The sequence below is a fragment of the Paraburkholderia fungorum genome (assembly GCF_902833645.1).
Classification (GTDB): Bacteria; Pseudomonadota; Gammaproteobacteria; order Burkholderiales; family Burkholderiaceae; genus Paraburkholderia; species Paraburkholderia fungorum.
In genome coordinates this window covers 123,617-145,752 of record NZ_CADFGE010000004.1, presented here as the reverse complement: position 1 = coordinate 145,752, position 22,136 = coordinate 123,617, and the positions used below count along the sequence as shown (strand labels likewise).

The window sequence follows — 22,136 nt, the reverse complement described above, 5'->3', positions numbered from 1 at the left end:
GGTATCCTCATGAAAAAGACTTTGATCGCCGCTGTTATTCCTTTTGTCCTCCTGAGCACGACTGCTTTCGCCGGCACGCAGGACTGCGCGACGCGCGTCAGCGCCCTCAAGTCCGAGATCCAGACGGCCCAACAATACGGCAACACGCAAAAGGTCCGTGCGCTGCAAGGCGCGCTCGCCGAAGTGCAGGCGCATTGCACGGACGCAGGCCAGGTGCAGCGCGCCGAGCGCAAGGTTCAGGATAAGCAGAACGACGTGCGCAAGGCTCAGGACGAAGTGCGCGACGCCGAAGCCAAGCTGCGCGAAGCACAGGCACGCAATGACGCCAAGAAGATCCAGAAGGCTCAGGAGAAAGTCAGCGACAAGCAGGACAAACTGCGCGAAAAAATGGACGACCTGCGCAGCGCGCAAGCCGATCTCGCCGCACTGAAGGGCTAACCGCCACAAGCGCCGCGTGCGGCGCTTCGGTTCGGAGCAAACAGGGGCCTCGCCCCTGTTTTTTGTTTTTCGCGTCAGACGGATCATTTTGCGCAAGCGCCTACTCTCTTCCGCCTGGAGCCTGGCCTGGCTTGCCCCGGCCTTCGCCTTCGCCAATGAAGCCTTCGCCAATGAAGCACGCTCGTCCGGCGCGGACGACGTCCCCGCCAACAGTGCACGCCTTGCCGATGCGCCCTTTCGGGCGGCGCTGCTGGGCGCCCTGAAGGGTGAGCCGGAGCCCGGCGCAGAAGCAGGGCCGCCTGGAGACGAAGGCGCGCTGCAGCGCGAGTTCACACGGTACGCCGTGGTGGTCAATGGACACTGGAGCGGCTTCTCATGGCTCGCGACGGGCGCGGACGGCAAACCATGCGCCGAAGTGGCCGATTGGCTCGAGTGGGGCGTCATGCCGGCGGCCGAGTTCGCGGCTCAAGCGGACGCCGGCGACGCGCGTTGCGTGATGCCGCAGCGTTCACAACACCCGCACGACGCCGACGCTGCGCCGCCGGACATCCCTGACGACGCTACACCCGAGGAACGCGAAGCGGCCGGGGAAGCCCTGGAGGAAGCGGCCGAGCCGGCGGCGCGCGTGCGATACGACGCGCACCAGCAGCAACTCAACGTGCGCATCGCCGATCCGTTGATGAGCCGCGCGCGCGGTTACGTTGCGCCCGCGCGACTCGATAACGGCGTCGACGCCGTGCGGTTCGACTACCAGTTGAGCGCGTCACACACCGAAGGCGCGAACGCGCTCGACTACAACCGCCGCACGTCCGCATTCGCCACGCTCAACGCTGGCGCGAACGTCGACGTGTGGCAGTTCCGTTCGAACCACGTCTACTCGAGTCCCACGATCGGCAAACCCGAATGGGAGCGCCTCGAAACCTACGTGCAGCGCGACGTGCGACGCGTGCGGGGCAAGTTGCTGCTGGGCGACGGCGCAACAGACAGTCTGTTGTTCGACAGCATCCCTTTCTCCGGCGCGCAGCTCGCCTCCGACGACAATCTCCTGCCCGACCATCTGAGCGCCGCGCCGCCCGTGGTGCGAGGCAACGCGCACGGCAGCGCCGAAGTGTTCATTCGCCAGCGCGGGCTGCTCTTCTATCACGCGGTGGTCGCGCCCGGCCCGTTTGCGTTCTACGACGTGCGGCCGCCTTCCAGTAGCGGCGACCTCAGCGTGACGGTGCGCGAGGCGGACGGCACCGAACACGTGTCGGTCGTGCCGTTTATCGCGATGCCGTTGCTCGTGCATCAGGACGCGATCAAGTACGCGTTCAGCGCCGGACGCTACCGTCGCGCGAGCACGAACGCGGCTTTCGACCAGCCGCCATTCGTGCAGGCCACGCTCGGCATCGGACTGCCGCACCGTCTGAGCGCATTCGGGGGCGCGCTGCAGGCGCGCGGCTACCGTAGCATGGCGGCCGGACTCGGCTGGGACCTGGGCGAAGCCGGCGCGCTTTCTTTCGACCTCGCACGCTCGCAAGTCGATGCGCCATCCGCGACGATGCCCAGCGGCCTGCGCTTTCGCACGCGCTACGCGAAGTCGTTCGCGTCGACCGGGACCGGCATGAGCGTCGACTGGCGGCAATTCGGCGGCGGCCATTTCCGCACAATGGAAGACATGTTGCAGCGCGAAGCGGACGCCGCATTCTGGCGCGATCTGTTCGGCGACACGGATGGCGCGGCATTCAACGAATCCGTGCCGCGTCGGCAGATCCGCCTCAACGTTCAACAGAACGTCGGCGACACCGGCAACGTCTACGCCACCCTGAGCGCGAACAATTACGCCAGCAGCCATCCCGCACGCGGGACGCTGCAACTGGGCGCGACCTGGTACGGCGACAAATTCGACGTCGATCTGCAGGCCGGCATCCGGCAGATTGGCGGCACGCGCAGCAAGTCGTTTCAGGCCACGCTCTCGATCCCGCTTTCGCTGGGCAGCAAAACGGGCAGCCTGCGCTACGGCCTTGCTGCCAGCCGCGACGACGACGGCGCGCTGGTCTGGAGCAATAGCCTGTCCGGCTCCGCGCTCCGTGACTACCGGCTCAATTACGCGCTGACCCAGCAGCATTCCGGCGCTGTGGGCAGCGAAGGGACTGGCCACGTGTCCTATCAGGGCGACGGCGGGCGCCTCGATACCGGCTACGGACAAGGCCGCGGCTACCGGAAAGTGGACATGGCGGTGGCGGGAAGCGTGGTGGGTTTTCACAGCCGCGACGACCGGGCGGCGCAAGGCATCGTGCTCGGTCAGTCGCTGGGCGACACGATTGCCGTGGTCGATGCGCCCGGTTACGCGGATGCCAGCGTGGACGGTCAGTTGTCCACCCGCACCGACGCCCGCGGTCGCGCGATCATCTCTTATCTGACGCCGTATCGGGTGAACCGGGTGGGTCTGGACAGCCTGACGGCCGGCGAAGACCTCGACTACGGCTCCCTGCTCCGGGAGGTCGCGCCGGTATCCGGCTCGGTGCTCTACGTGCCGATTCATCCGCAGAAAATGCCTGGACTGGACTCCAGGTAAAGGACATTGCCCGGCAATCCACGGACGAAAAAAAACCCGAACGAGCGGTTCGGGTTTAATCCACCAAAGGAGGAGGTGGAGGAGACAGCGGAGGTTGCAGAACTGCTGCAACCGATGGAGCTGATTATATGAGGCACCCTTGTGCGACGCAAGAACATTTGCATTGTGAAATCGAATTTCACAATGCGGCAGTCCGGGCTGTGGATCAAATATCAGCCAATTCCCTTTAAAATCAAAAGCATATACGGCTGCAGCTAATTACGAAAGCGGACATCGACTAGAGTAAAACCCCTAAAGCAGTCCGGGCATTCCCGAATCGCCGAAACATGCCGCACCGCAACACGCAAGCAGCCATTGCGCATAAGTTCCGTCGAAAGTCCCTTCGGGCGGACACGCAAACACCGGGCTACAATGCCGTTTCGATATCAGCACAGCGCGGTGGAGCACAGCATGGAATGCAAAGTTAGCTGGATGGGGCAGGACGGAATGGCGTTCGCCGCCGAGACGGGCAGCGGCCATCTGGTCATGATGGACGGCGCGCCGGAAGGCGGCGGCCGCAATCTGGCGCCGCGTCCAATGGAAATGGTTCTGCTCGGCACGGGCGGCTGCACGGCCTACGACGTCGTGATGATCCTGAAGAAAAGCCGCCAGGAAGTGGCGGGCTGCTCGGTAACACTGAAGGCCGAACGCGCCAGCGAAGATCCGAAGGTGTTCACCAAGATCCACTTCCACTTCACCGTGACCGGCAAGAATCTGAACCCGGCTACCGTGGAACGGGCGATCAATCTGTCGCATGACAAATACTGCTCGGCGTCGATCATGATCGCGAAGACCGCCGAACTGTCGCACTCGTTCGATATCGTCGCGAGCTGAACCCGGCTCGGCGGTGGCCTCGCCTCGGCGCAAGCAGCCGAAGCGCGCACAAAACAAAATGCCGGCGTCCGTTTGGGCGCCGGCATTTTTCATTAGGTGGCAAAGCAAGCCGATAAGCCGGATTCTGTGCACGCGCCGCGTCCGAAAACACGACGCGCGTAGCAGTCATTCCTCTAGGCACGCCATTACTGACGCGCTCAAGCTTCCTACCCGCAGACGTGACGGGGGCCCCGTCCTGCATCTCGAAGATGCTAGCCTGCCTACTTGGAATTGCTCCGGGTGGAGGTTACCGTGCCGGTCTGCCTTGCAGCAGCCGCGGTGCGCTCTTACCGCACCGTTTCACCCTTACCTGATCCCGGCTTGCGCCGGGCCATCGGCGGTTTGCTTTCTGTTGCCCTGTTCCGCGTGTCGCCACGGATGGCCGTTAGCCATCACCCTGCCCTATGGAGTCCGGACTTTCCTCGCCCTCTTTGGCCGAAACCGCAGAGGCCGCGACTGCCTGGCCTGCTTTGCTGGGGCGCATTTTAACACTGCGGCGGACCGGGAAGCGCTTTAACGCGCGCGCCGCCCCGTGCGAAAGACGGATGTGTCGTCGTAAAACGCCGGGGACTCGTTCTCTCCGCACCAACCCGGAATTCCCAGCACGGGCAGCGGTGCAAACATCCGGCTGGTCAATGCATCGGTGTTCAGGAGTGCCGCGCTGATAGACTCGTCGAGCCACGCGTCGCGTGCCGCAACGCCCCAGCCGAAGTACCCGGATGGAACATCGACGATCCACGCATGGCCCGTGCAGGCTTTAAACGGCGCGATCAGCTTTTCCAGCAGCGCGTGACCGAAGCAGCGCACTTCGCAGCGTGTGCCCCAGGCATCGCGATGAACCACCAGCAGCGTCTGCCAGTCGAATCCGCGCAATGCCGCGCTCAACGCCGGATCGGCGCAGGCGAACAACAACGCGTTTTCGTCGAATAAGGTTAACGTGTCGCGCACGCCGCCACGGGTCGGACCGACGCCTAGCGCATCGATCGCCGCCGACTGTCGCGCATTCAGCGCCGCCTTGATGCGCGGAAACGCGAACCACATCGACCCGTTGAAGAAGTCATGCAGGTTATGGCGCGTAGGCACGCAGCCGGTCGACGCGATGTGCGCCTCGTAAGCCGCTCCGGGCGGCAGATCGTCCTGCGCAATGAACGCGAGACGCTGGCCACGGCCGGTACGCTGCTGCATGGCACGCGCATCCGCATTCATCTCGGCGAGCAAGGCCGCATAGCTTTGAAGCGCGGCCTGCTGCCAGCGCTCGCCGCGTGCCGCGAACTGCGCGAACCACGGCTTCGACCAATCGATGTCGGCAAAACCGAAACCCACGCGCGCCGCCTCCCGGTCCAGCATCTAACGCAAGCTCAAACGAGCCGCCAGCCGATCGACTCGCCGCCACGCAGCGGTACCACGGGCGTGTCGCCAACCGGCAACTCGGCCGGCAACGTCCATTCCTCACGACGCAGCGTGACCTTCTCTTCGCTGCGCGGCAGACCATAAAAATCGGCGCCGAAGAAGCTGGCGAAGCCTTCAAGCTTGTCCAGCGCGCCGGCTTTGTCGAAGGCTTCCGTGTAGAGCTCAAGTGCATGCAGCGCCGTGTAGCAACCTGCACAGCCGCACGCGTGCTCCTTCAAACCCTTCGGATGCGGCGCGCTATCGGTGCCGAGGAAGAAGCGCGGATTGCCCGAGGTCGCCGCCTCGACCAGCGCCACACGATGCGTCTCACGCTTCAACACCGGCAGGCAGTAGTAATGCGGACGGATGCCGCCCTGGAAGATCGCGTTGCGGTTGTACAGCAGGTGATGCGCGGTAATCGTCGCGCCCAGCAGCCCCGGCGCCACGCCGGCTTCACGGATGTAGTCGACAGCATCCTTCGTGGTGATGTGCTCGAACACTACTTTCAGCGCCGGAAACGCGCGACGCAGCGGCGTCATCACGCGGTCGATAAACACCTTCTCGCGGTCGAACAGGTCGATCGACGAATCCGTCACTTCGCCGTGCACCAGCAGCGGCATGCCGGTTTCCTGCATCACTTCGAGCGTTTTGGCGCACTTCATGATGTCGGTGACGCCCGCGTCCGAGTTGGTCGTCGCGCCCGCCGGGTACAGCTTCACGCCATGCACGAAGCCGCTTTCACGCGCGCGGCGGATTTCATCGGGCGGCGTGTTGTCGGTCAGGTACAGCGTCATCAACGGTTCGAACTTCGCCCCGGCCGGGATCGCGGCGACGATGCGCTCGCGGTACGCCTGCGCCATCGCGGTCGTGGTGACCGGCGGCTTCAGGTTAGGCATGATGATCGCGCGGCCGAACTGGCGCGCGGTATCCGGCAGCACCGCAGCGAGCATCTCGCCGTCGCGAACGTGCAGGTGCCAGTCGTCCGGGCGGGCGAGCGTAACGGAGTCGATGGAGTCGACGAAATCGAGAGGAGCGTTGGAAGCGGTCATGGCGAGAAGGGGACGAGATTCGGCGGCAAAAAAACAGATCAGCATGCTCAAAGCGGTACAAATCACAGCAAATCGCAGCGCTGAGACCTAAACACACGTCAATTTTGCTATTTGGCGCTTCTGGCTCGGTGATATGCTTGGAAAATCATCATTGTAACGGCTCGCCCCGTTCACAGGCTTACCTGCAACATGTGCCAACTTCTCGGAATGAACTGCGCCGCGCCAACGGACGTCACGTTCTCGTTCACCGGCTTTGCGGCGCGCGGCGGCGTCACCGATCACCACGCGGACGGCTGGGGCATCGCCTTCTTCGAAGATAAAGCCTGCCGCCTGTTCATCGACCATCAATCTTCGGCAACCTCGCCGATTGCCGAAATGGTCAAGCGCTACCCGATCAAATCGAAGAACACGATCGCGCACATTCGCAAAGCGACGCAAGGGCACATCCTGCTCGAAAACTGCCATCCGTTCATGCGAGAACTGTGGGGGCGCCACTGGATCTTCGCCCACAACGGCGATCTGAAAGACTATTCGCCGGCGCTGACCGGCGTCTATCAACCGGTCGGCACGACCGATAGCGAGCTGGCGTTCTGCGCGCTGCTGCAAGGCTTACGCAAGGCTTTTCCGGGCTGCCAGCCGCCGCTGGAAGAACTGTTCGCGGCGCTCGAAACGCTCACGCGCGAGATCACGCAATTCGGCGTGTTCAATTTTCTGATGTCGAACGGCCAGGCGTTGTTCGCGCATTGTTCGACGCATCTGCATTACATCGTGCGGCGCTGGCCGTTCTCGACCGCGCATCTGGTCGATGCGGACGTGTCGATCGATTTCGCCAAATACACCACGCCGGAAGACCGCGTCGCCGTAATCGCGACCAAGCCGCTCACCGACAACGAAGTGTGGTCCGCCTTCCAACCGGGCGATCTGTTGATGTTCCAGCACGGCGAAGTGATTGGCCGGGTCAACGTGCCGGTCCCGGCTTCGGTGCTGGAGAAGCTGCGCAATCCGGCGCTGGACGCGTCGGCTTCGGCAACCACGATCGCGGCTTCGGCCGGGGCAATGGCGATAGGCACGACCGAGCTTGACCTTGAAGCCGCGGACGATACCGCCGCGTTCGAGTCCTGATCCGAAGTCGATACAAAAAAGCCGCTTCTTCCGAAGCGGCTTTTTTTTCTGCCCAGACCACGCCAACTAACCGACTCGGCCCGGCAACAAGCTCAGTGCAGGATCTTGGCCAGAAAGTCTTTCGCGCGATCCGACTTCGGATTCGCGAAGAAATCTTCCTTCTTGTCGTCTTCCACGATCAAGCCCTTGTCCATGAAGATCACGCGGTGCGCGACCTTCCTCGCAAAGCCCATTTCGTGCGTGACGCACATCATCGTCATGCCTTCCTGCGCGAGTTCGACCATCACGTCGAGCACTTCGTTGATCATTTCCGGATCGAGTGCGGAAGTCGGTTCGTCGAACAGCATCGCGATCGGGTCCATCGACAATGCGCGCGCAATCGCCACACGCTGCTGCTGACCGCCGGACAACTGCCCCGGAAACTTATCCGCATGCGCGCGCAGACCGACGCGATCGAGCAGCTTCAGCCCCTTCGCCGTGGCTTCGTCGTTCGAGCGGCCAAGCACCTTGACCTGTGCGAGTGTCAGGTTCTGCACGATCGACAGATGCGGGAACAGCTCGAAGTGCTGGAACACCATGCCGACTTTCGCACGCAGCTTGGACAGATTGGTTTTCTTGTCGGTCAGCGATTGGCCGTTGATGACGATCTCGCCCTTCTGGAACGGCTCGAGGCCGTTGACGGTTTTGATCAGCGTGGACTTGCCCGAGCCCGACGGCCCGCACACCACCACCACTTCACCTTTTTTGACTTCCGTCGTGCAGTCGGTCAGCACTTGAAACTGACCGTACCACTTCGAAACATTCTTGATAGAGATCATCTTGCGACCTTTTTCTGAAGACCTTTGACGAGGCTCGACGCGATCACGCAGATCACGAAATAACACGCGCCCGCGAACAGTACCATTTCGACATTCGTGCCGTCACGATCGCCAATATTCGTGGCGGTGCGGAAGAAGTCGGCGAGGCTGATCACGTAGACGAGCGACGTATCCTGAAACAGCACGATACCTTGCGTAAGCAGCAGCGGCACCATCGCGCGGAACGCCTGCGGCAACACGATGAGGCGCATTGCCTGCGGGTAGCTCATGCCGAGCGCAAACGCGGCATTGACCTGTCCGCGCGGCACCGCCTGGATGCCCGCACGGATGATCTCCGAATAGTACGCGGCCTCGAACAGCGAGAAGGCGACCATTGCCGAAGCCAGCCGGATGTCGATATCCGGCGACAAACCCAGCACGTTTTGCAGCACCTGCGGCACGATCAGGAAGAACCACAGGAGCACCATGACCAGCGGGATCGAACGGAAGATCGTGACGTAACCCTTCGCGAACCATTCGAACGGCTTGAACGGCGAGAGCCGCATGATCGCGAGAATCGTGCCCCAGATAATGCCGATCACGATCGCGATCAGCGTGATCTTGATGGTGACGATAGCGCCGGTCCACAGCGTAGGCAGTGCGCCCGGAATACCGCTCCAGTCGAAATGATGCATCACTTACCTCCGATATAGCCGGGCAACCGGGACTTGTGTTCGACCCAGCGCATCAGTTGCATCACGACCAGGTTGATCAGCACATAAGCCAGCGTGACCGCAATGAACGACTCATACGTCTGCGACGTGTAGTCGACCAGTTGCCGCGCCTGCGCGGACAGGTCCAGCAGACCGATGGTCGACGCCACCGCCGAGTTCTTGAAGATGTTCAGAAACTCGGACGTCAGCGGCGGCACGATGATCCGGTACGCCACCGGCAGCAGCACGTAGCGATACGTCTGCCACTGCGTGAACCCCATGGCCAGACCCGCGGCGCGCTGGCCCTTCGGCAACGCGTTGATGCCCGAGCGAACCTGCTCGCAGACGCGCGCGGCAGTGAACAGCCCGAGACAGAGGATCGACGACGAGAAGAACTGCGCGCCCGGCGGCAGTTGCTTGAACCAGTTGCCGATCGACACCGGCAGCAGCTCCGGTATCACCAGATACCAGATGAAGAACTGCACGATGAGGGGGATGTTGCGGAAAATCGCGACATACAGCGTGCCGATACCCGATGCCCATTTGTTCGGCACCGTGCGCAGCACACCGAAAAACGAGCCGACGATCAGCGCGATCACCCACGCCGACAGCGACACGGTAATCGTCACCCAGAAGCCGGACATTAGCCAGCCCAGATAAGTGGTCGGCTCGCCGGTGGAGACGGGACTCAGCAGAATGCCCCAGTTCCAGTGATATGACATGACCAAGACTCCAGCAAAAAGAAACGGAAGAAGCGCGTGGCCCCTTCCGTTTCGTTCAGCGTTTCAAAAAAACGGCTAAGGTTTAATCGATTGCCTTGTCATTCGGGCTCTTGAAGAGCGCCTTCATGTCGTCGCTTTCCGGGAAGTTCAGGTTCAGGCCCTTCGGCGGAATCGGCGATTCGAACCACTTCTTGTAGATCTGATCGGCTTCGCCCGAAGTTTCGACCTTCGCGATCGCGTCGTCCACCACCTTCTTGAATTCCGGATCGTTCTTGCGAATCATGCAGCCGTAAGCTTCATGCGATTGTGGCGTGCCGACGATCACGAAATCGCCCGGGTTGTTCGACTTGGCGCGCTCGCCTGCGAGCAGCGCGTCGTCCATCATGAACGCGGCAGCGCGGCCGGTGGAAAGCGTCAGGAACGACTCGCCGTGGTCCTTCGCGCTGATGATGTTCATGCCCATGCTCTTGTCCTGATTCATCTTGCGAAGCAGGCGCTCGGACGTCGTACCGGCGGTGGTCACGACCGTCTTGCCCTTCAGATCGGCCCAGTCCTTGATGCCGGAGTCTTTCTTGGTCATCAGGCGCGTGCCGATCACGAAGATCGTGTTCGAGAAGGCAGCCTGTTGCTGGCGCTCGGCGTTATTCGTGGTCGAGCCGCATTCCATGTCGACGGTGCCGTTCTGCACCAGCGGAATCCGGTTTTGCGACGTGACGGGCGTCAGCTTGACCTTCAGGTTCGGCATGTTCAGCTTCTGCTTGACCGCCTCAACCACCTTCAGCGCGAATTCTTGCGAGTAGCCGATGACATTCTGCTTGTCGTCGTAATACGAGAACGGGATCGACGATTCGCGGTGGCCCAGCGAAATGACACCCGTGTCCTTGATTTTTTTCAGCGTACCAGCGTCTTGCGCGTGCGCGCCGACCGTGAACAGTCCGAGAGTCGCGAGCAGCAGCGCAGCTTTTTTAACCTTCATTTGGTGATCTCCTTGGCAAGAACCGGCGCCAGTTTAGCAAAGTAATTATTCTGAAAGTATTGCTATAAACCATGTTGTTGTGTATCGCCCAAAGCCCTTGCGCGTCGGCGCCCGGCGCGGCGGCGCCCGGCGCGTCGGGCATGCCGGGCACCCGTTACGCGGCTTGTCGCTCAAGGCGGCGCTTCCCGGACGGTCGCTCAACCTTTCCGGACAGACGAAGGCGGGCGGCATCGATACGATGCCGCCCGCCGGGTCGAACACGCGGTCTTTTGAACCGCGTTGAAGCAAGGACCGGTCAGGCCCGCGAGGTAGCGGACCCGCCGTTTCACGCAATCAGATCAGGGGTACAGGCCGCGCAGTTCGCGCGCTTCGAGAATCCGCTTACACGCAACGATAAAGGCCGCGGTCCGCACGGACACTTTCTGTTCGCTCGACACTTGCCATACGGCGGCAAATGCTTCGCGCATCACGCGCTCGAGACGCTGGTTGATCTCGTCTTCAGTCCAGAAGAAGCTCGAGAAGTCTTGCACCCACTCGAAGTACGATACCGTCACGCCGCCGGCATTGGCCACCACGTCCGGAATCACGAGGATGCCGCGGTCGTGCAGAATGTCATCCGCTGCCGTGGTGGTCGGGCCGTTGGCGCCTTCCACGACGATCTTCGTCTTGATCTTGCCGGCGTTCTTTTCGGTGATCTGGTTTTCCAGTGCGGCCGGAATCAGGATATCCGATTCGACCGTCCAGAATTCTTCGTTCGTGACGGCATCGGCTTCCGGGAAACCGCCCACGCCGCCGTTCTTCGCCACGTAATCCGCCAACGCGACAGCGTCGATACCGGTCGACTTGTACAGCGAGCCGGTGTGATCCTGCACCGCCACCAGCTTCGAACCCGCTTCCTGGAACAGACGCGCGGCAATGCCGCCCACGTTGCCGAAGCCCTGCACGGCAATACGCGCGCCTTCGATGTCGACGCCGATGCGGCGCGCCGCTTCGGAAGCCACCACGAATACGCCACGGCCGGTCGCTTCACGACGGCCCAGCGAACCGCCCAGCGCGATCGGCTTGCCTGTCACGACGCCCGTCGCCGTTTGGCCCTGGTTCATGGAGTACGTGTCCATCATCCACGCCATGATCTGCTCGTTCGTGTTCACGTCCGGCGCGGGGATGTCGGTGTTCGGTCCGATGATGATGCCGATTTCGCTCGTGTAGCGGCGCGTCACGCGCTCCAGCTCGCCACGCGACAAGGTGCGCGGGTCGACGCGAATACCGCCCTTCGCGCCGCCGTACGGCACGTTCACGGCCGCGTTCTTGACCGACATCCACGCCGACAGCGCCATCACTTCCGACAGCGTCACGTCCTGGTGATAGCGCACACCGCCCTTACCCGGACCGCGCGACACGTTGTGCTGCACGCGATAGCCCTCGAAATGCGCCACCGTACCGTTATCGAGTTCGATCGGCACGTCGACGACCAGAATGCGCTTCGGGCGCTTCAGGGTTTCGAGCCAGCGGGACAGGGAGCCGAGGTACGGCGCGACGCGGTCGACCTGACGCAGGTAGTTGCCCCACGGGCCGAGGTCGTCTTTATTCAGGTAGGAAGGAACGGACTGCAACGTTGATGCGGATTGTGCGGCTTGTTGCTGGGATGACATGAACGCTCCGGCGTTGATCGAATAACAGCATTGTCGAAAAACGCCGTTTTGAAATCCAATGCCGTTTCCTTATCCAGTTATGTTTTTTTTGCATAACCATCAAGAAGCCGCAAATTCACGTCGTGGGGACGCAGGTTTTCAGGTAGCGCCCGTGCCCTGCGCCAACTCCTCCGATACCACGTCCCATAACTGCCGCACGAGTATCTGCCGCGCATCGTCGCCTTTCGCGGCCAGCTTGTCGCGATAGAGGCGAATCTCCATGGTCAGCGTGAGTTGCCCCTCGGGCGTGCCACGCGTGGCGCGATCAAGGCGAATCAGCTTGCCGTCGGCAACCGCGTCTTCCACCGCGCTGTACGGCAGAAAGGCGATGCCGTGGCCGGCCAGCGCCATTGCCTTGAGCCCCTCGGCCATGTCGGTTTCGTACAGCCGGTCGAGATAGAGACGCTCGGGCGCATTGGCGAGGATCACTTCGGTCATCCGGCCCAGGTATGCGTTCGGTGTGTAGGTCAGATAGGGCGTCGGGTTCTGCGCCGTGCCCGGCAGCGTGTGCCGCGGGCGGGCGGCGCGGCCGGGCGCCGAAAATGGACTGATCGGCTCGTTGCCGAGCGTGAGCATGTCGTACCGTGCCGGATCGAGCGCGATGGGGTGGCTCGGATGGTGATACGCCATCATCAGATCGCAGCCGCCTTCCACCAGCGCCAACGCCGCATCGTGCACGTTCAGCGCCCGCAGCCGGGTGTGGATCGGGCCCATTTGAGCCTCGATGCGTTGCAGCCAGCGCGGAAAGTACGTGAGCGACAGCGTGTGCGGCACCGCGAACTCGATGGTCGCCTGCGGCGTCGCCGTGTGCCCGCGCAGCAGAGCACGCGCCTCGTGGAACTGCGAGAGCATGGCAAGCGCCTGCTCGTAGAAAACCTGACCCGCCGCCGTCAGCCGCGTCGGATACACCGAACGATCGATCAGTTCCGTACCGAGCCACGCTTCCAGTGCCTGAATCCGTCGCGAAAACGCCGGCTGCGTGACGTGGCGCGATTCGGCCGAGCGGCTGAAACTACGCGTTTCCGCGAGCGAAACGAAGTCTTCGAGCCATTTCAGTTCCATGCGAAGCCTGCTGCCAGCGGAAGGGAAGAAGTCAGCATTCTAGCGGCGCGGCCGGGGCGCGGGGTTGCGCGCGAGGCGTGCACTGAACCCGCCGTTAGGGACTGCCCGGAATTCCCCGGCCAGAACGGCGAGAAAGGCGCCCCATGCTCCATACCCGTCCCGATCCCGGCCCGTCACCGCCGGGAAAGCCGCCAACTTCGGGCCGCGCGCCGCACAGTGGTAAAATTCGCGCTTCCCTCCGTTCCAGAACCGGTCATTGAGCGCCCCCCGAACGCTCAACGCCCCAATCAGCCACAACTCGCGCCTCCACCATGTCCGACACCCGCCCCGACACCCTGTTCGCGCTTAACGCGCTCTCCCCGCTCGACGGCCGTTACGCCTCGAAGACCGAAGCCCTGCGCGACTGGCTCTCGGAAGCCGCGTTCATGCGCAATCGCGTCACCGTCGAAATTCACTGGCTGATCGCGCTCTCGCACGCCGGTTTCGCCGAAGTGCCGCGCTTTTCCGAAGCGTCCGAACAATTCCTGCTGCAACTGGCCGAGCGCTTCACCGCTCACGACGCCGCGCGCATCAAGGAAATCGAACGCGTGACGAATCACGACGTGAAGGCTGTCGAATACTGGCTGAAGGAATCGGTCAAGGGTCAGGAAGAACTGGAACGCGCGAGCGAGTTCATCCATTTCGCCTGCACGTCGGAAGACATCAACAACACGTCACACGGCCTGATGCTGGCGGGCGCGCGCGAACACGTGATCCTGCCGGCGCTGCGCTCGGTGCACCAACGTCTCGTGGCGCTGGCGCATGCGCAAGCCGAACAGCCGATGCTGTCCCGCACGCACGGCCAGCCGGCCAGCCCCACCACGCTCGGCAAGGAAATCGCGAACGTCGCCGCGCGTCTGGAACGTGCGATCGAGCGCATCGCGAAGGTCGAACTGCTGGGCAAGATGAACGGCGCGGTCGGCAACTTCAATGCGCATCTGTCGGCGTATCCGGAATTCGACTGGGAAGCGTTCTCGCGCGAAGTAGTGGAAAAGCGTCTGAAGCTCACGTTCAATCCGTACACGATCCAGATCGAACCGCACGACTACATGGCTGAGCTGTTCGACGCCGTGTCGCGTGCCAACACGATCCTGCTGGACCTGGACCGCGACGTGTGGGGCTACATCTCGGTCGGTTACTTCAAGCAACGCACGAAGGCCGGCGAAATTGGTTCGTCCACGATGCCGCACAAGGTCAATCCGATCGATTTCGAAAACTCGGAAGGCAACCTCGGTCTCGCCAACGCCACGCTGCGCCACCTCGCCGACAAGCTGCCGATTTCGCGCTGGCAGCGCGACCTGACCGACTCGACGGTGCTGCGCAATATCGGTGTCGCGTTCGGCTACTCGCTGCTTGCGTACGACTCGCTGATCCGCGGTCTGGACAAACTTGAGGTGAATGCGCAGCGTCTGAACGAAGACCTCGACAACTGCTGGGAAGTGCTGGCGGAACCGGTGCAAACGGTGATGCGCCGTTACGGCATCGAGAACCCGTACGAGCAACTGAAGGAATTGACGCGCGGCAAGGGCATCACGCGTGAAGCGTTGCAAACGTTCGTGAGCGGTCTCGCGATTCCGCAAGATGCGAAGGACCGTTTGCTCGCCATGACACCGGGTTCGTATATCGGCAAGGCTGTGGAGCTGGCCAAGCGGATCGCTTAAGGCTTAAGGCAGCACCCCGCCGCGCGCAACCTTACCGCGCAAGCAACGCCGTTCAGTCGAACACTGAACGGCGTTTTTCATTTGAGCCGCCGCAAGCGGCTTAAGACAACCAGTCCGGCACTTCGCGCAAGGCGAGGTGGGTATTCGGGTCGAGATGCTGCACGCGATAGCCGAACGCCTCGAAGAGCGTATCCAGTGAGCGGCACGTGTGAATCGTGATGTGGCCGTTGCGCGGCGCAATGTACCAATGGTCCATCGCACGCGGCGGCAGCGTGTCGATCGTCAAGGTCGTAAACAGCATCACGCCTTGCGGCCTGAGCTTGCTGAGCGCATTCGCAACCGTCACGCGCGGCTCGGGCGTATGTTCCAGCACTTCGAACGCCGTCACCAGGTCGAAAGAGTCCGACGACGGTTCGGTACCAGCCTGCCCCATTGGATCCCAACTGTGCGCATCCACGCCACGTTCGCGCAACATCGCGGCCAGTTGCCCATTGCCGCCGCCGTAGTCGAGACACTTGAGCCGGTCGCCTCGCGCGGCTATATTCGCGATCGCCGGTGCATTGGCTGCGGGACGGGTCGCGATATAGTCGGGATCGACGTCTGCATAAGCGGCGTTGTAAATGTGCGTCGCGAACGCATGCTTGCTCCATCGATCGAACGCATGCGTGAAAACCAGTCCGCAATCGTCGCAGCGGTGGTAGTAAATCGGTATCGCAGCAAGCGGCAAGAAATGGCCACGGCGTTCTTCGCAGTTCTTGTTGAAGTCGACCACGCCGCAAAGCGGCGCCGTACCCCGGCAAATCTTGCAGCTTGAAATGCTTGCGACTGGGTTCAGCCTGTCTCCCTCGATGTGCACCATGTTCACCGCCTTTGAGTTTCGATCCGTCAGAAAGACTGCGATTGGATCAAAGCGCGGAAAACAAGAGAATCGGACACGTCCCAAAGCACAGCGCTTCATGCCTGAAATGTCGGCGCGCCGGCACAACCCACACGGCTCTCAAATTGAAACGACCCGGCCACTTGCGCGGCCGGGTCGTCGATAGGCAGCGTCGGCCGTGAAGCCTTAGCGCACTGCCAGTTGCCTCAACACTTCGTCGACGATCTGCTCCGGCGAGAGTTCGATACTCACCGTGATCGCCTCGTCCGGACCCGGCTCCTCGAGCGTATCGAGCTGGCTTTGCAGCAGGGAAGGATCGAAGAAGTGGCCGGTACGCGTCGTCAACCGCTCGCGCAGCACTTCAAACGAGCCCTTCAGATAAACGAAGCAGACACCTTTGTCGCCGCCGCTACCGCCGCGCAGCACGTCGCGATACGAACGTTTCAGCGACGAACACGTGAACACCGCCTTCTCGCCCGCCCTCTGCTTCTCTTCGATCGCCGCACGGATGGTTTGCAACCACGGCCAACGGTCTTCGTCGGTAAGCGGAATGCCGTGGTGCATTTTCTCTTTGTTGGCGGCGCTGTGAAACGCGTCGCCGTCAGTGAACGCGCAGTGCAGGCGCTCCGCCAGCATTTCGCCAATCCTCGTTTTGCCGGCGCCCGATACGCCCATTGCGATCAGAATCATCAAAAACTCCTTACACGACCGTCGCGAGCGCGAAAGTCAAACCCAAGCCCATCAATGAAATGATGGTTTCGAGGAGCGACCATGTCTTGAAGGTCTGCCCCACTGTCATACCGAAGTATTCCTTGATCAGCCAGAAACCGCCGTCGTTCACGTGCGAAAAAATCAGCGAACCCGAACCCGTGGCGAGCACCAGCAATTCCGGCGTGACCTGCACACCGCTAGCCGAAGCGATCGGTGCGACGATGCCGCACGCGGTTGTCATCGCCACGGTCGCCGAGCCTGTAGCCAGACGAATCAGCGCGGCCACCAGCCAGCCGAACAGCAGCGGCGACAGATGCATGGCCGTCGCCACATTGACGATTTCCTTGGAGATGCCGCTGTCCATCAGCACACGCCCGAAGCCGCCGCCCGCGCCCACGATCAGCGTGATGCCCGCGATCGGCGCCAGACATTCGCCGCAGAACTTCTGAATCTGCTCACGATTGAAGCCGCGGCTCGCGCCGAAGGTCCAGAAACTGACCAGCACGGCGATCAATAGCGCGACGTCCGAGTTGCCGACGAAACGCAGCAGGTCGTTCGCCAGAGTTTTCGGCTCGAACACGAGATCGGCCCAACTGCCGATCAGCATCAGAATCACCGGCAACAAGATCGTGAACAGCGTGATGCCGAAGCCCGGCAGTTCGCGCGCTTCCTTTTGCTTGTTGGCCTCGCCTAGAAACTGCGCGGACAGCGGATTGTTCTCCGGCAGCTTGATGTAGCGGCTGATCAGCAGCGCAAACAACGGACCGGCGACGATTGCGGTGGGCACGCCCACGATCAGACCGTACGCAATCGTCTTGCCGATGTCGGCGTGATACGCCTGCACCGCCAGCATTGCAGCGGGGTGCGGCGGGATCAGACCGTGCACGACGGACAGACCGGCGACCATCGGCAAGCCGATCAGCAGCAACGATTTGTTGGTGCGTTTGGCGACGTTGAACGCAATCGGAATCAGCAGCACGAAACCGACTTCAAAAAACACCGGCAAGCCGACGATGATCGCCACGACCATCATCGCCCAGTGAATGTGCTTCTCGCCGAACTTGTCGATCAGCGTGGTCGCGATACGCTCCGCGCCGCCCGATTCGGCCATCATTTTGCCGAGCATCGTGCCGAGGCCGACCACGATCGCAATGTGGCCGAGCGTGTTGCCGTTGCCGGTTTCGAAGGATTTGACGATCGTGCCGATCGGCATGCCGGATGCGAGACCCAGCAGCAGCGAAACGATGATCAGGACGAGGAACGGATAAACCTTGTAGCGGGTGATCAGCAGGATCAGAAGTGCGATGGCGATCACCGCGAAGACCAGCAGCGTGCTGCCGTGGACAGCTTCCATGAAGCTCCTCCTTTGCGTTATTGATGTTGGTGCGGAACACGGCTGGCACCTGCCTCACGGCGACCTGCAGCGGTGCCAGAAAACCCGGCAAGCCGCGCGGACGCTGAATTTTACTGTTTGTTGCAGCTAGACGCGTGCGAATCCGGCGCACATATCGAAAAGAGCCTCGCCGCGACAACCTGACAGGCTGCTTCGACGAGGCTCTTTTTCCTTGAGCCAGGCTACCGGACTAAAGTACCGACCGCTTCAATTCAATGGGCAGGTGCAGCCAACTGGCTGGCGGCACGCGCGAGACGCGTGACTTCGTCCCAGTTCTGCGCGGCGAGCGCGGCTTTCGGCGTCAACCACGAGCCGCCGACACACACCACGTTCGGCAGTGCGAGGAAGTTAGGGGCCGTTTCGGCGGTAATGCCGCCGGTCGGGCAGAACTTGAGTGCCGGGAACGGGCCATGAAATGCCTGCAGCATTGGCACGCCACCGGCCTGCTGCGCCGGGAAGAACTTGACGATCTCGTAGCCGAGTTCGAGCGCGGCGATGATGTCAGACGGCGTCATGACGCCCGGCAGCAGCGGCAAACCCGCATCCTGCGCGGCCTTGTGCATGTCTTTCGTGAGGCCGGGCGAGACGCCGAACTGCGCGCCGGCCTTCTTTGCCTGAGCGCAGTGCTCGGGCTTCGTGATCGTACCGACGCCGACCACGATGTCTTCCGCCAGTTGGCTCGCGCGTTCGATCGCTTCCAGACCGGCCGCGGTGCGCAGCGTGATTTCCAGCACTTTTACGCCACCCGCGTGCAAGGCGCGCGACACGTGCTCACCCTGTTCGACCGAATCGAACGCGAGCACCGGAATCACCGGGCCAAGGCGCACGATCTCGCTTACTGTTTTCGACGTCATAGTCAAACTCCTTATTTCTGCAGCGTTTAGCTGGCTTGCGTGGTGCTTGTATGTGCGTTGCCGTGTGCTTTGGTGTGTGCCTGGGCCGGCTCACCATGGTGCGCCGCGCGCTCGCCGACCATCGGACCGAACACCGAGGCGCCGAGCTCCGCCGGCGCCGCCGCCGCGCGAAACACGCCGAACAGTTCACGGCCGAAACCGACTTCATTTTCCGCCTGATGCTGCGGCACTGCTTCCGGCCGCGCCGCCCATTCGGCTACATCGATCTCGATGTCGAGCACGCCTGCGTCAGCGTCGATCACCAGCATGTCGCCCGTGCGGACCTTGCCGATCGGGCCTTGCAGCAATGCTTCCGGCGACAGATGGATCACCGCCGGCACCTTGCCCGAAGCGCCCGACATGCGGCCGTCGGTAACCAGCGCGACATGGAAACCCTGATCCTGCAACACACCGAGCAGCGGCGTCAAACGATGCAGCTCTGGCATGCCGTTTGCACGCGCGCCCTGGAAGCGCACCACCGCGATGAAATCGCGCTTCAGTTCGCCGTTGTCGAACGCGGCCTGCACCGCTTCCTGCGAATCGAACACGATAGCCGGCGCCTTCACCTTGCGATGCTGCGCCGCCACCGCGGAAATCTTGATCACGCCGCGGCCGAGCTTGCCCTGCATCAGACGCAAGCCGCCGTCCGGCTGGAACGGCTCCTTGATGCCGCGCAGCACCGCCGTGTCTTCGCTCTTGTCCGCGCCCGGCGCCCATTGCAGCTTGCCGTCGATCAGCTTCGGCTCTTCCGTGTAGTGCTTGAGCCCCTTGCCCGCGACGGTGTTCACGTCTTCATGCAGCAAACCGCCTTCAAGCAGATTGCGAACCAGGAACGCAACACCGCCGGCCGCGTGGAAGTGATTCACGTCGGCTTTGCCGTTCGGGTAAATCTTCGCGAGCAGCGGCACCGCTTGCGACAACGTATCGAAATCGTTCCAGTCGATCACGATGCCGGCCGCCCGCGCAATCGCCACCAGGTGCAGCGTATGGTTGGTCGATCCGCCCGTTGCCAGCAACGCGACGATGCCGTTGACGACCGCTTTCTCGTCGACCACATGGCCGATCGGCGTGTAGTTGCCGCGCTCCACCGTCAGATCGAGCACGCGGCGCGCGGCCTGCGCGGTCAGCGCGTCGCGCAACGCCGTATGCGGATGGACGAAGGCCGAGCCCGGCAGATGCAGGCCCATGACTTCCATCAGCATCTGATTGCTGTTCGCGGTGCCGTAGAACGTGCAGGTGCCCTGGCTGTGATACGCCGCGGCTTCCGCTTCGAGCAGCGCGTCGCGGCCGCACTGGCCGGTGGCGAAGAGTTGGCGGGTCTTGGCTTTGTCGTCGTTCGACAGACCGCTACCCATCGGGCCGGCCGGCACGAAAATCGTCGGCAGATGGCCGAATTGCAGCGCGCCGATCAGCAGACCCGGCACGATCTTGTCGCAGATGCCCAGGCACAGCGCCGCGTCGAACATGTTGTGCGTGAGGGCGACCGCCGTGCTCATCGCGATCACTTCGCGCGAGAACAACGACAGTTCCATGCCCGCGTTGCCCTGCGTGACGCCGTCGCACATGGCCGGCACGCCGCCCGCGAACTGCGCGACGCCGCCGTTTTCCCGCGCGGCCTCCTTGATGATGTCCGGGTAGTTTTTGTACGGCGCGTGCGCGGACAGCATTTCGTTATACGACGACACGATGCCGATGTTCGGTTCGCGAACCTGCTTGATCACGAGCTTGTCGTTGCCTACGAGGCCGGCAAAACCGTGGGCCAGATTGGCGCAGGAGAGCGCGCCGCGCGCCGGAAATTTGCCTTGCGCGTGCTCGATGCGCGCCAGATATGACTCGCGGGTGGGTTTGCTGCGCTCGATCACGCGTTGCGTGACCTTCAACAATTGCGAATGCGGGGAAACCATCGGAGCTCCTTCGTCGCTGGCTTGAAGCGCGCACGCACTATGCCAGGCAGGTATCGCGGGGATGTCGAATCAGTCGACGACGCAATCTTAGTAGAAAAACTACACGATCGCAACGACGATTCTTGCTGCGTCGCGGCATATTTGAATCGCCTAACATCCTTACCCACACTGCCTTGGCGGCATAGACACCAAAACCCAGGGAATACACCTAGCACCCAATATGTAGTTTTTGTACCTTCTTCTGCAATCAGATATAGTCCACGCATTCTTCAGCATAGTGCGAGTTTTCCGATGATGCTGTCTCAGGTGGAAGAGATGCGCGACCAGTTGCGTCCGTCCGAGCGCAAGCTGGCCGACTACGTGATCGAAGCGCCGCGCGAGGTGCTCGATCTTTCGATGACCGAGGTGGCCGCACGCGCGGGCGTCAGCCAGCCGACCATCGCGCGGTTCTGTCATGCACTCGGATTTTCGGGTTTCCGCGAGTTCAAGATCCGGCTCGCGCAGGGCATTGCCGCGGAAGTACCAGCCGTCTATCGCGACGTGAGGCCGGACGAGCCGGCGCCAGGCGTTGCCGCGAAGGTGCTGGACCGGACCATCGGCGCGCTGATCCAGGTGCGCAACAATTTGTCGTCGGACAGCGTGGCGGCGGCGATCGAATTGCTGGCCCACGCACGGCGAATCGAGTTCTATGGCGCGGGCGGCTCGGGCATCGCCGCGCTGGACGTGCAGCACAAGTTCTTCCGCCTGGGAATGCCGAGCGTCGCGTATTCGGACCCGCATACGTTTTTGATGTCGGCCGCATTGCTTGGAGAGGGCGACGTAGTGGTGGCGATCTCGAACACGGGCCGCACACGCGACATCGTGGACGCGGTGAAATCCGCGCTTGCAACCGGCGCCAAGGTGATTGCGATCACACACGGCAATTCGCCGTTGGCGCGACTGGCTACGGTTGGCCTGTTCGCCAACGTCGACGAAGACACGGACATTTTTTCGCCGATGACCTCGCGCGTCTCGCATCTCGCGATCGGCGATATTCTGGCGGTGGGGGTGGCACTGAGCCGGGGACCGGAGTTGGTGGAAAAAATGGCGCAAGCGAAGGAAGTGATCACCCGGCGGCGGATCGATCCGGGCGCTTAGTCGAGTTGCGTCACGCGCCAGTAGCCTGGTTTGCGCGGCAACCGGCGCAGCATCTGTCTGTCGTTCTCGAATCGGCGTGCAAAACAAGACGGG

At 62.3% G+C, this 22,136-nt stretch carries 19 protein-coding genes and 1 other RNA gene; 6 read left to right on the top strand and 14 right to left on the bottom strand.

Annotated features, from left to right (window positions below; genetic code table 11):
* The first annotated feature begins 9 nt into the window (after window positions 1–9).
* From HWX91_RS15140 to HWX91_RS15130, 3 genes are all read left to right on the top strand, one after another.
* Window positions 10–438: a DUF1090 family protein gene (locus HWX91_RS15140; RefSeq protein WP_028196388.1), complete on the top strand. Its 429-nt coding sequence runs from the start codon at window positions 10–12 to the stop codon at window positions 436–438.
* Between the two features lie 88 nt (window positions 439–526).
* Complete coding sequence (locus HWX91_RS15135; RefSeq protein WP_028196389.1) at window positions 527–2,995, top strand: fimbria/pilus outer membrane usher protein; 2,469 nt, start codon at window positions 527–529, stop codon at window positions 2,993–2,995.
* Window positions 2,996–3,445: 450 nt separating this feature from the next.
* Window positions 3,446–3,868 (top strand): OsmC family protein, encoded by a 423-nt coding sequence (locus HWX91_RS15130; RefSeq protein WP_028196390.1) that lies wholly within the window; start codon window positions 3,446–3,448, stop codon window positions 3,866–3,868.
* A gap of 97 nt (window positions 3,869–3,965) precedes the next feature.
* Here HWX91_RS15130 and rnpB read toward each other — a convergent pair.
* From rnpB to pyrC, 3 genes are all read right to left on the bottom strand, one after another.
* An RNA gene (rnpB, locus tag HWX91_RS15125) (RNase P RNA component class A) lies at window positions 3,966–4,379 on the bottom strand.
* A 41-nt stretch (window positions 4,380–4,420) separates the two neighbouring features.
* Entirely contained in the window at window positions 4,421–5,254 is an 834-nt protein-coding gene (locus HWX91_RS15120; RefSeq protein ID WP_028196391.1) for a DUF3025 domain-containing protein, read from the bottom strand.
* An 11-nt stretch (window positions 5,255–5,265) separates the two neighbouring features.
* The gene (gene pyrC, locus HWX91_RS15115) at window positions 5,266–6,345 is read right to left on the bottom strand and encodes a dihydroorotase (RefSeq protein ID WP_028196392.1); all 1,080 of its coding nucleotides are present in this window, start codon (window positions 6,343–6,345) and stop codon (window positions 5,266–5,268) included.
* Window positions 6,346–6,534: 189 nt separating this feature from the next.
* Here pyrC and HWX91_RS15110 point away from each other — a divergent pair, with 189 nt between their 5' ends.
* On the top strand, window positions 6,535–7,467 hold the full coding sequence (locus HWX91_RS15110; protein WP_081833049.1) for a class II glutamine amidotransferase: 933 nt from the start codon (window positions 6,535–6,537) through the stop codon (window positions 7,465–7,467).
* Between the two features lie 92 nt (window positions 7,468–7,559).
* On the opposite strand, the gene HWX91_RS15105 is transcribed toward HWX91_RS15110, so the two are convergent.
* The 6 genes from HWX91_RS15105 to HWX91_RS15080 all read right to left on the bottom strand — a co-directional run bounded on the left by HWX91_RS15105 (window position 7,560) and on the right by HWX91_RS15080 (window position 13,428).
* Entirely contained in the window at window positions 7,560–8,285 is a 726-nt protein-coding gene (locus HWX91_RS15105; RefSeq protein ID WP_028196394.1) for an amino acid ABC transporter ATP-binding protein, read from the bottom strand.
* Entirely contained in the window at window positions 8,282–8,959 is a 678-nt protein-coding gene (gene gltK, locus HWX91_RS15100; RefSeq protein ID WP_028196395.1) for a glutamate/aspartate ABC transporter permease GltK, read from the bottom strand. The genes HWX91_RS15105 and gltK overlap by 4 nt, the downstream gene beginning before the upstream one ends.
* The gene (locus HWX91_RS15095) at window positions 8,959–9,699 is read right to left on the bottom strand and encodes an amino acid ABC transporter permease (RefSeq protein WP_028196396.1); all 741 of its coding nucleotides are present in this window, start codon (window positions 9,697–9,699) and stop codon (window positions 8,959–8,961) included. Before HWX91_RS15095 ends, gltK begins: the two co-directional genes overlap by 1 nt.
* Before the next feature lie 82 nt (window positions 9,700–9,781).
* Window positions 9,782–10,675, bottom strand: coding sequence for a glutamate/aspartate ABC transporter substrate-binding protein (locus tag HWX91_RS15090; RefSeq protein ID WP_028196397.1), 894 nt, complete (start codon window positions 10,673–10,675; stop codon window positions 9,782–9,784).
* Between the two features lie 338 nt (window positions 10,676–11,013).
* Window positions 11,014–12,327, bottom strand: coding sequence for a Glu/Leu/Phe/Val family dehydrogenase (locus tag HWX91_RS15085; RefSeq protein WP_028196399.1), 1,314 nt, complete (start codon window positions 12,325–12,327; stop codon window positions 11,014–11,016).
* A 138-nt stretch (window positions 12,328–12,465) separates the two neighbouring features.
* Window positions 12,466–13,428 (bottom strand): LysR family transcriptional regulator, encoded by a 963-nt coding sequence (locus HWX91_RS15080; RefSeq protein WP_028196400.1) that lies wholly within the window; start codon window positions 13,426–13,428, stop codon window positions 12,466–12,468.
* Window positions 13,429–13,739: 311 nt separating this feature from the next.
* Between HWX91_RS15080 and purB the strand changes: the two genes are divergently transcribed.
* Window positions 13,740–15,128 (top strand): adenylosuccinate lyase, encoded by a 1,389-nt coding sequence (purB, locus tag HWX91_RS15075; RefSeq protein ID WP_028196401.1) that lies wholly within the window; start codon window positions 13,740–13,742, stop codon window positions 15,126–15,128.
* A 100-nt stretch (window positions 15,129–15,228) separates the two neighbouring features.
* Here purB and HWX91_RS15070 read toward each other — a convergent pair whose 3' ends face one another.
* From HWX91_RS15070 to edd, 5 genes are all read right to left on the bottom strand, one after another.
* Window positions 15,229–15,987, bottom strand: coding sequence for a class I SAM-dependent methyltransferase (locus HWX91_RS15070; RefSeq protein WP_028196402.1), 759 nt, complete (start codon window positions 15,985–15,987; stop codon window positions 15,229–15,231).
* A 204-nt stretch (window positions 15,988–16,191) separates the two neighbouring features.
* A complete protein-coding gene (locus HWX91_RS15065; protein WP_028196403.1) occupies window positions 16,192–16,695 on the bottom strand; it encodes a gluconokinase in 504 nt (167 codons plus the stop codon).
* 10 nt (window positions 16,696–16,705) lie between these two features.
* On the bottom strand, window positions 16,706–18,070 hold the full coding sequence (locus HWX91_RS15060) for a GntP family permease (RefSeq protein ID WP_028196404.1): 1,365 nt from the start codon (window positions 18,068–18,070) through the stop codon (window positions 16,706–16,708).
* 251 nt (window positions 18,071–18,321) lie between these two features.
* Window positions 18,322–18,963 carry a bifunctional 4-hydroxy-2-oxoglutarate aldolase/2-dehydro-3-deoxy-phosphogluconate aldolase gene (gene eda, locus HWX91_RS15055; RefSeq protein ID WP_028196405.1) on the bottom strand — a complete coding sequence of 214 codons (642 nt, stop codon included), beginning with the start codon at window positions 18,961–18,963 and terminating at the stop codon, window positions 18,322–18,324.
* A gap of 26 nt (window positions 18,964–18,989) precedes the next feature.
* Entirely contained in the window at window positions 18,990–20,906 is a 1,917-nt protein-coding gene (gene edd / locus HWX91_RS15050) for a phosphogluconate dehydratase (protein WP_028196406.1), read from the bottom strand.
* Window positions 20,907–21,197: 291 nt separating this feature from the next.
* On the opposite strand from edd, the gene HWX91_RS15045 reads away from it, so the two are divergent.
* The gene (locus HWX91_RS15045) at window positions 21,198–22,043 is read left to right on the top strand and encodes a MurR/RpiR family transcriptional regulator (RefSeq protein WP_028196407.1); all 846 of its coding nucleotides are present in this window, start codon (window positions 21,198–21,200) and stop codon (window positions 22,041–22,043) included.
* The last annotated feature ends 93 nt before the right edge of the window (window positions 22,044–22,136 follow it).

What these genes read in the sequence shown, in the direction of transcription:
- HWX91_RS15065 (WP_028196403.1), bottom strand. Translation starts at nt 16,695, where the DNA reads ATGATTCTGATCGCAATGGGCGTATCGGGCGCCGGCAAAACGAGGATT.
- eda (WP_028196405.1), bottom strand. Translation starts at nt 18,963, where the DNA reads ATGACGTCGAAAACAGTAAGCGAGATCGTGCGCCTTGGCCCGGTGATT.
- edd (WP_028196406.1), bottom strand. Translation starts at nt 20,906, where the DNA reads ATGGTTTCCCCGCATTCGCAATTGTTGAAGGTCACGCAACGCGTGATC.
- HWX91_RS15140 (WP_028196388.1), top strand. Translation starts at nt 10, where the DNA reads ATGAAAAAGACTTTGATCGCCGCTGTTATTCCTTTTGTCCTCCTGAGC.
- HWX91_RS15105 (WP_028196394.1), bottom strand. Translation starts at nt 8,285, where the DNA reads ATGATCTCTATCAAGAATGTTTCGAAGTGGTACGGTCAGTTTCAAGTG.
- HWX91_RS15070 (WP_028196402.1), bottom strand. Translation starts at nt 15,987, where the DNA reads ATGGTGCACATCGAGGGAGACAGGCTGAACCCAGTCGCAAGCATTTCA.
- HWX91_RS15045 (WP_028196407.1), top strand. Translation starts at nt 21,198, where the DNA reads ATGATGCTGTCTCAGGTGGAAGAGATGCGCGACCAGTTGCGTCCGTCC.
- gltK (WP_028196395.1), bottom strand. Translation starts at nt 8,959, where the DNA reads ATGCATCATTTCGACTGGAGCGGTATTCCGGGCGCACTGCCTACGCTG.
- HWX91_RS15085 (WP_028196399.1), bottom strand. Translation starts at nt 12,327, where the DNA reads ATGTCATCCCAGCAACAAGCCGCACAATCCGCATCAACGTTGCAGTCC.
- HWX91_RS15060 (WP_028196404.1), bottom strand. Translation starts at nt 18,070, where the DNA reads ATGGAAGCTGTCCACGGCAGCACGCTGCTGGTCTTCGCGGTGATCGCC.
- HWX91_RS15120 (WP_028196391.1), bottom strand. Translation starts at nt 5,254, where the DNA reads ATGCTGGACCGGGAGGCGGCGCGCGTGGGTTTCGGTTTTGCCGACATC.
- HWX91_RS15080 (WP_028196400.1), bottom strand. Translation starts at nt 13,428, where the DNA reads ATGGAACTGAAATGGCTCGAAGACTTCGTTTCGCTCGCGGAAACGCGT.
- pyrC (WP_028196392.1), bottom strand. Translation starts at nt 6,345, where the DNA reads ATGACCGCTTCCAACGCTCCTCTCGATTTCGTCGACTCCATCGACTCC.
- HWX91_RS15095 (WP_028196396.1), bottom strand. Translation starts at nt 9,699, where the DNA reads ATGTCATATCACTGGAACTGGGGCATTCTGCTGAGTCCCGTCTCCACC.
- purB (WP_028196401.1), top strand. Translation starts at nt 13,740, where the DNA reads ATGTCCGACACCCGCCCCGACACCCTGTTCGCGCTTAACGCGCTCTCC.
- HWX91_RS15110 (WP_081833049.1), top strand. Translation starts at nt 6,535, where the DNA reads ATGTGCCAACTTCTCGGAATGAACTGCGCCGCGCCAACGGACGTCACG.
- HWX91_RS15130 (WP_028196390.1), top strand. Translation starts at nt 3,446, where the DNA reads ATGGAATGCAAAGTTAGCTGGATGGGGCAGGACGGAATGGCGTTCGCC.
- HWX91_RS15090 (WP_028196397.1), bottom strand. Translation starts at nt 10,675, where the DNA reads ATGAAGGTTAAAAAAGCTGCGCTGCTGCTCGCGACTCTCGGACTGTTC.